Consider the following 6,609-nt stretch of genomic DNA (forward strand, 5'->3'; position numbering starts at 1 on the left):
CTTCTGTGTAGAATAATTTTTGCGCTTCACTGCGCTGCGAACTCTGTTTTTTGCTCATTTTTTTGTCCTGTTTTAAGTTGACTTATCCACATTTTTGGAGTCAACCTATTTCAGGACTATACAATTACAGCCAACGAATCGGTATTGCCGAAGGCGGGATATTAGCGCCGTGTCAGCCGATACCGAAGCTGATTTATTTTCTTTTGCCGAAGATAACATTTGTTGCCGATAGAATGCCGTCACCCTGATAACTGAAGATGATTAGCGAAACAACTGCTAATGCTGCGTAATGTCTGCCCCGCTTTTGGCAATACTTTTGTTAGCGGCAGTTTTATGTCGTTGGAATTTCTTCTACTAACATTTTATTGTCAGATTTATCGTAATAAGTGCAAGTCATATTCTGCATGTCAACTGTCCATTTTTGAACGCCGGCTTCTGCTGCCTGTTTGCAAAAAGTGAGATAGTCAGTCTGTCCTTGCTGATGAATTAACAAGCTGTTTCTAAGACTTTCGTGATATCCTATTTCTGCAACTTCTACCGATGCCCACTTTGCATCAGCCAAAAGTGTAAAGTTATTTAAACCCTGATATTGGATGTGTCCATCTGAAACAAAATGCTCATAAAATAAAACGCCTAAAGATTTCATTTCCTGAACATAGGATGGAAAATCAGCACCGCTTTTAACTTTGGAATGTGCTGCTTTGATTTGTTCGATTGTAAACATTGTTTAATTGTTTAATTGTGATTAATGCTACAAAACTCGAACAACGTTAAAGTCTGTAATTGTAAAAAATCGTTTATTCCAAAAGCCGTTTAAAACTTTCCGGCGTGTCGCCGGTGTATTGTTTAAAATCTTTTATGAAATGTGCCTGGTCAAAAAAGTTATGTTCAAAACATAAATCGGTAAGAGACTTCGCTTTTTCTAAATCATTTAAAACGGCATTAAAACGAATAATGGAAGCAAATTTTTTGGGAGTTGTACCAACAAGGCTTCGAAATCTTTTTTCGAACGGACTTTGACTGATAAACAGCTTTTGTGTTAATTCTTTTATTCTAATTAAGCCATTTGATTGATAGATAAGTTTGACAGCTTCAACAATTAATTTATCTTTTTTTCTCTCTTTTAGCTGCGACAATAAAAACTGTTCAATGATCTTTGTTTTGTCTTTATGTGATGCAGCAGACGATAACTTTTCTTCCGCTTCTTCAATTTTATTTTTTTCGAAGATGTTGTCAAGCGAAACACTCTGATTAAATAATTCATGCGCTGGCAAATTGGAAAAATAAGTAAAACCTGTTTCTGTAAAATAAACAAGAACAGTTCCTGTAACGACGGTGTTCTCAAAAGTTTTGAAACTGTTTTGTATTCCGGTAATACCTGCAGTTGCCAAAGTGTTTTGCATATTGTTTCCAAGAGAATTCAAAAATCCTTTGTATTGAAAACCTATGACAAGTTTTGTTGAAGGAAGAACCTTGTATATGTGTTGTTGAGAACTTTCGGAAATTGCAAAGTGTTTTATGTAAGGCTTTAATTCGTCTGTTGGTATGATTTTATAAAAGCTCATTTTGAAGTTAAGTGTCGCCCGAAAATTACCGCTAACGTTTAAGGCTTGCTGCCGGAGCGGCAATATAGTTCCGTCAGACCAAATATAGCTGAAATGCTCAATAGAATTCCAGTAGTTGAATGGCTTCCGTCTAGCCGCTATGGCAGCAAACCCTTTGTTGCCTGCTGGCTTATGTCCAAGTGATGTTCACTCCATATTTGTAAAAAATACCGTCCTTAGTTGCAAGAGTCAGGTTTTCTGTCAAAGCTTGTGCAATGATGATACGGTCAAATGGGTCACGATGATGAAACTCCAGTCGCAATAAACGTTGTATATGCTCAAAAGTAATAGGCAGCACTTCAATGTCATTGTCAATTAAAAAACCTGCAATGTGATTAAAGTCGCCCTGCAACTCTAACTTATTTAAGCTGACTTTTATAGCAATCTCCCAGATGCTGCCGATACTTAGAAAACACTTATTCGAAGTGTCCGCAATTAAGTTTTTGATAGCAGCAGGTAACTGGCTGTCTCCGTTTAAAAACCAGATAAATGCATGTGTGTCTAAAAGCAAGTCCATTACATGTAATCTTTAAAGTCTTCTAAAGGTTCATCAAAGTCAGCATGCATTTTAAAGAAGCCTTTTGCAGCACCAAACTTCCTTTGTTTGCTAGCATTTTGCTTTCTTGCTTTGGTTTTTAGAAACTCAATAAAATCCTGAACCTCTTTTTTGAGGTCTGTCGGCAGTGATGAAAGTTCTGAATATAGTTGCAAGTCTGTCATAATACTATTACTTGAAACGTAAAGATAAAAAAGGCTGTCAAATTGAGGAAATTGAAGCTTGCAGGCAACGCCCTGCCAGCTTTGTGGCTGTGCTGGCATTTTTTAACATCAAACTGAAATTAAGATATGGAGCATAATAAAAAACAAAAAGCCGAAACACCACCCGTCAGCCAGCATAGCACAAAACTGTATGTTAGCCGAATTGCCGGTGTTATGATGACGAATACTTATCCTTTTGAGGTGAAGTTCCCTGCCACTGCTTTTAAGAAAGGTGATGATTGGCGGCATTTTGGCTAACACAATATTACACGAACTCACCAATAAGTCAAAGGAAATTTGAACCTTGATAATGAATGCTTTTTCATTCGCTTTTTTTATTTCCATAGTTCGGCAATGCGCCGGTGGGATTTTCCGCTATTGGCAGAGTGGACACAGTGGCAGTTTGAAATGGTTGTTTCAGGGGGAATGATTAGCGTTTGAACTGTGGGGAGCATACAGGCAGAATGGCTTGCTGGTAACTACGCCTGATGCGCATAGCCTTTTAAAACACCAGCCGGCAGAAAAGGCAGTTACACAAGTAGGAAAGCGCATGCTCCCTAATAGCCATCAGCATCAGATGCCTGCGCCAGGGAGAGACAGGTAAGCAGCATAACCTATTAATAACAAACCCGGCTATATGCCGGGCTTGCTGTTTGTTACTGTTTTAGTTTTTTAATCAGCCGTTGCAGGCAGAAAGAAACGATACAGCTTACTGCCGAACTAACGGCGGTGAGTAATACCGATTGCAGGAAAGGGGCTGCGTTTATGGCTTTGTAGATACCGATGCCGGTGCCGGTAAGCGCAGCAGCTATGGTGTACTGCCAGGTATTGCTTTGCATATTGCTGTTTTAAAGTACATAAATAGGGTTTACTGTACTTCCTACACCGGGCTGTCTACCTTAACGATACTGCAGGCATTAAAAGCGCCATTATTCAGCGAGTATTGTTTTCCATTTACCTGCTGTAAAAACTCTACACCCAGCACCAGGAATACCGGGTGCGTACTGTTGGGCGGTAATACAGCACTGAGGGTGATGGCGCCGGTAGCCGTGTGGCTATATACCAGCTCTCCCGAAGCACTGCTTACGGCATCGTATGTGGCTGCTTCAAAGTCTATGGCAGCCGCAGCCATAAACAATTGAAAATGCGTAGTACCTGTGGGTGCCGTCAGTATGCCGGGCGGTATAAAGTCTGTGATGCTTACCTGTACTGTACCCGTGCTCCGGGTGAAAGTGAGTGTATAAGGGGCGTATAATGTGGCAGACAGCTTTGCACCGCTATTAAAGTCGAAGCCTTCCAGCAAGGTGGCTTCGCCGTCTATTACATTGCGCTGTCCGCGGTCGCTGGTGGCATCTGCCTGCACTACTTTAAGCATCTGAGCGGTTAAGCGGCTTACCATGCGGTTGTCTTTTGCTTTTACAATGGTGCTGCGCAGGCTTGTCCGCAGCAGTTTACCTGCGCTGCCTGCCCTGCCAAACTCTGCCATGTTTTCGCGGGTGCGCTGGAAGGCTGCATCAGTAGCTATTTTGCTTGCAGACACCCCGCCTTTGCTCCTGACCATATAGCCATCTTTGGATTTGAAAAAAGTAATGTTGCCAATTGTTCCTTCAATAGGCAATATGCCTGTTTGTTTTGCCATAACTGTTTGTTTTTAATGTTTATAAAATGGTTTGTTTATTGCGATCACCCATCCACGCGTATGACAGGTGATTGACAAGGCAAACTTACCGAGGTAGCAAAGGCGGGAACAGTAACAGGGGTAATAGTACCCGTGTAAGGTGATTGAATAGCAAGGAGTTGCAGCGAAAATGTTTTTTGTTGCAGGAGGTAAGCGGGTAGTTGTTGCAGTAAATAAGGAGGACAGGTTAAGTACATTGTAGAAAGGATTTTTGTCAGCCTAACCAACTACTATAATACTAAAATCCATTTTAGAGTAAGTAGTGCGGAGGCACGGACGGATGCGCGGAGCGATCATACCGTCCTTGAACTAAGCGAAGCGTTCTCATGAATACCATTGAAAAAACATCAATACATTCATAACTTTTTGTTTCTTTTTCTTTCAAGAGAAAAAGAAAGATAAAAACTATAATGCTGAAATCATCCTTCAAACACCCATCTCTATAATATGAAATAATTTTGTTGACAATGTATTAAGTACATCGTTATATCAATAACTTTTGAATGAATCCATTTTAGATGTGCTGTTGGGATGGCAGGTGTTGTTGAGTGTGATTGAATATAGTAAGCTGTTGATTATACCTTTTGTCCCCGACTTGTCGGGGCAGGCATTAACACAAGAGGTACCCAAAAAAGTATGAATGAATTGATGTTTTTTCAATGGTATTCATGAGAACGCTTCGCTTAGTTACTTCGTGAATAATGTTTTTCTTTGGTCTCAGTGATACCGCTTCGCTTAGTTACTTCGTGAATAATGTTTTTCTTTGGTCTCAGTGATACCGCTATGCGGGTTCAAGGACGGCACCATCGCTCCGCGCATTACTTCGTAAATAATGTTTTTTATTAGTCTCGGTGAGATAGTTCGCCCGGGCCAGCGCCACCACCTACGCTAAGTTGCACTACTGTTGTTTAGTTGTGCACCATTAGTGGTCTGTGCCTGAGCGCCGCTGTGTTCCAATGTTTACAGGTGGTGATTTAAAGAGCCCGTTTAGGCAGTAGTACAGGTTATAACCCGGTCTAATGGACGGGTGGTTATATACCATTATAGCTTATGCAGGGCGCTCACCATCTGCAGCAGGCAGTCTTTAACAATGCTGATGGCGGTGCGCTCCGGCGTATGATACTTGATACGCAGGCTTTCGGCAGACAGCTTAGCTGCTTTTTCAGTACGCACCGCACCGGCTATCTGCCGGAACAAAGCACTTTGATTGCTGCATTTGATCATGCCGCAGTGCACCAGCAGGCGCAGCAGTACGGCAAGCTGGGTTACAGACAGCGACGTAGTCACCAGTGGCTCCGCCCCCTGCCGCGGGGGCGCTGCCGTATGGCTGGCTATGGCGCCGGCATCCTGTATTTCGTGCCGGATAGCTGCTACTATACTGTCGCGTAGCGGGGGAAGTGCCGGGTACAGTCCTTCCCTGCCGTAGTGGGGCATCAGGGTGTATTCGCGCAGACGGGTAGCCCAAAACGCTGCTGCTTCCGGCAGGGGCAGCTCGGCTGTGTGCTGCTGCCATTGCGCCACCAGGTACTGCACCAATGCCGGGTGATTGCAGTTGTTTTGAGTCAAACAAACAATTACTGCAATGGTGGTATCTGCCGTAGCAGGGTGGTGGATGCAATCGTGCAGTTCCTGCGCCAGGCGTTGGAGGTATAGCAGCCTGCCATACGTAAGCGGCTGAACAGGAGCAGCCTGTATGCAGGGCGTAAAAGGAGCAAGTACAACAGCAATAAAGGAGTCTGCTGCGCCGGTGGTTTGCAGGGCAGCCTGCAAGGTAGCCACATGGGCTGCCAGCCGCTGCTGTGCTTTTTGTGTACTGCTACAGGGAAGCGGCTGCTCCTGGTTGAAATGCGCCGGGAAATAGCGCCGTAGGTACTGCACAAAACAGAGTAGCTGCTTTTCTAATACGGCATATTGCGCCTGCAGGTGCGCTATTTGCTCATAGCGGCTTTCCGCTGCACGCAAAGCAGCCCCGTAAGCATGGAGGCGGTTGGCAAGGCTTACGGCACCTGCCGTGCACGCCTGTACCAGCAGCGTTAAGGCGGCGCTATCCTTTGCCAGCACCGTTTGCTGCATAAAAGCTACCCGCAGGCAGGCGGCGTGTTTAAAGGCAGCCTGCCAGGTAGCCTGTGTGGGGGTGCACTGCCGGGCGTGCTTCAGTAAGCGGCGGGGGTGCAGGTGCTGCTGGATAAGCGGGTGCAGGGTTGCTAAGGGATAATGCATGCGAATCATTTTGGTAAACAGATATTGGATGGCAGTGTTGGATGTTGGGCATGCGGGTAAATAGTTATTGATATTGGATTTGCAGATTACTAACAGCAGGTATTAGCCTCTTTCTTAGCGGCTGCCACTGTTTGCATGGGGGTTGATGCACTCCTCATGCACTATCCATGCCTTTACTATGGCTTTACTATGAAGGGACTCTACCCGTGACTCGTCCTAAAATAGCTATACAGATTATTAAATAAATCCTGATTCGGTTATACAAATATAATTTTTAGTCCTGTAATTGCTATACAGTTGCTTTTTGATGGCTATAAGTTCGGTTATAATTTTTCCATCTCTTATTCA

10 protein-coding genes are annotated in these 6,609 nt (G+C 43.8%); 2 read left to right on the plus strand and 8 right to left on the minus strand.

Annotation, left to right across the window (positions count from 1 at the left end; genetic code table 11):
- Positions 1–331: 331 nt before the first annotated feature.
- From FC093_RS23205 to vapB, 4 genes are all read right to left on the minus strand, one after another.
- Complete coding sequence (locus FC093_RS23205) at positions 332–724, minus strand: DUF1398 domain-containing protein (RefSeq protein WP_137264210.1); 393 nt, start codon at positions 722–724, stop codon at positions 332–334.
- A 73-nt stretch (positions 725–797) separates the two neighbouring features.
- Entirely contained in the window at positions 798–1,565 is a 768-nt protein-coding gene (locus tag FC093_RS23210) for a helix-turn-helix domain-containing protein (RefSeq protein ID WP_137264216.1), read from the minus strand.
- A 169-nt stretch (positions 1,566–1,734) separates the two neighbouring features.
- On the minus strand, positions 1,735–2,121 hold the full coding sequence (locus tag FC093_RS23215; protein ID WP_137264211.1) for a type II toxin-antitoxin system VapC family toxin: 387 nt from the start codon (positions 2,119–2,121) through the stop codon (positions 1,735–1,737).
- Entirely contained in the window at positions 2,121–2,423 is a 303-nt protein-coding gene (gene vapB / locus FC093_RS23220; RefSeq protein ID WP_206106674.1) for a type II toxin-antitoxin system VapB family antitoxin, read from the minus strand. The genes FC093_RS23215 and vapB overlap by 1 nt, the downstream gene beginning before the upstream one ends.
- Positions 2,424–2,450: 27 nt before the next feature.
- Here vapB and FC093_RS23935 point away from each other — a divergent pair, with 27 nt between their 5' ends.
- Positions 2,451–2,621, plus strand: a complete 171-nt coding sequence (locus FC093_RS23935) for a hypothetical protein (RefSeq protein WP_170971207.1) — start codon at positions 2,451–2,453, stop codon at positions 2,619–2,621.
- A gap of 398 nt (positions 2,622–3,019) precedes the next feature.
- Here the strand turns inward: FC093_RS23935 and FC093_RS23225 are convergent, their stop codons facing one another.
- From FC093_RS23225 to FC093_RS23235, 3 genes are read right to left on the minus strand one after another with little or no spacing between them, the layout of a single operon-like run.
- Complete coding sequence (locus tag FC093_RS23225; RefSeq protein WP_137264212.1) at positions 3,020–3,202, minus strand: hypothetical protein; 183 nt, start codon at positions 3,200–3,202, stop codon at positions 3,020–3,022.
- 41 nt (positions 3,203–3,243) lie between these two features.
- Positions 3,244–4,002 carry a hypothetical protein gene (locus FC093_RS23230; protein WP_137264213.1) on the minus strand — a complete coding sequence of 253 codons (759 nt, stop codon included), beginning with the start codon at positions 4,000–4,002 and terminating at the stop codon, positions 3,244–3,246.
- 44 nt (positions 4,003–4,046) lie between these two features.
- Positions 4,047–4,238, minus strand: a complete 192-nt coding sequence (locus FC093_RS23235) for a hypothetical protein (protein ID WP_137264214.1) — start codon at positions 4,236–4,238, stop codon at positions 4,047–4,049.
- 302 nt (positions 4,239–4,540) lie between these two features.
- Between FC093_RS23235 and FC093_RS23940 the strand changes: the two genes are divergently transcribed.
- The gene (locus FC093_RS23940; protein WP_170971208.1) at positions 4,541–4,681 is read left to right on the plus strand and encodes a hypothetical protein; all 141 of its coding nucleotides are present in this window, start codon (positions 4,541–4,543) and stop codon (positions 4,679–4,681) included.
- A 401-nt stretch (positions 4,682–5,082) separates the two neighbouring features.
- Here the strand turns inward: FC093_RS23940 and FC093_RS23240 are convergent, their stop codons facing one another.
- On the minus strand, positions 5,083–6,261 hold the full coding sequence (locus FC093_RS23240; RefSeq protein ID WP_137264215.1) for a hypothetical protein: 1,179 nt from the start codon (positions 6,259–6,261) through the stop codon (positions 5,083–5,085).
- Positions 6,262–6,609 lie beyond the last annotated feature (348 nt).

The organism is Ilyomonas limi (assembly GCF_005233845.1).
In the GTDB taxonomy this organism is placed as follows: Bacteria; Bacteroidota; Bacteroidia; order Chitinophagales; family Chitinophagaceae; genus Ilyomonas; species Ilyomonas limi.

Excerpts from the sequence above, each read along its gene's own strand:
- FC093_RS23205 (WP_137264210.1), bottom strand. The coding sequence starts at position 724 with ATGTTTACAATCGAACAAATCAAAGCAGCACATTCCAAAGTTAAAAGC.
- FC093_RS23210 (WP_137264216.1), bottom strand. The coding sequence starts at position 1,565 with ATGAGCTTTTATAAAATCATACCAACAGACGAATTAAAGCCTTACATA.
- FC093_RS23215 (WP_137264211.1), bottom strand. The coding sequence starts at position 2,121 with ATGGACTTGCTTTTAGACACACATGCATTTATCTGGTTTTTAAACGGA.
- vapB (WP_206106674.1), bottom strand. The coding sequence starts at position 2,423 with ATGCCAGCACAGCCACAAAGCTGGCAGGGCGTTGCCTGCAAGCTTCAA.
- FC093_RS23935 (WP_170971207.1), top strand. The coding sequence starts at position 2,451 with ATGGAGCATAATAAAAAACAAAAAGCCGAAACACCACCCGTCAGCCAG.
- FC093_RS23225 (WP_137264212.1), bottom strand. The coding sequence starts at position 3,202 with ATGCAAAGCAATACCTGGCAGTACACCATAGCTGCTGCGCTTACCGGC.
- FC093_RS23230 (WP_137264213.1), bottom strand. The coding sequence starts at position 4,002 with ATGGCAAAACAAACAGGCATATTGCCTATTGAAGGAACAATTGGCAAC.
- FC093_RS23235 (WP_137264214.1), bottom strand. The coding sequence starts at position 4,238 with ATGTACTTAACCTGTCCTCCTTATTTACTGCAACAACTACCCGCTTAC.
- FC093_RS23240 (WP_137264215.1), bottom strand. The coding sequence starts at position 6,261 with ATGCATTATCCCTTAGCAACCCTGCACCCGCTTATCCAGCAGCACCTG.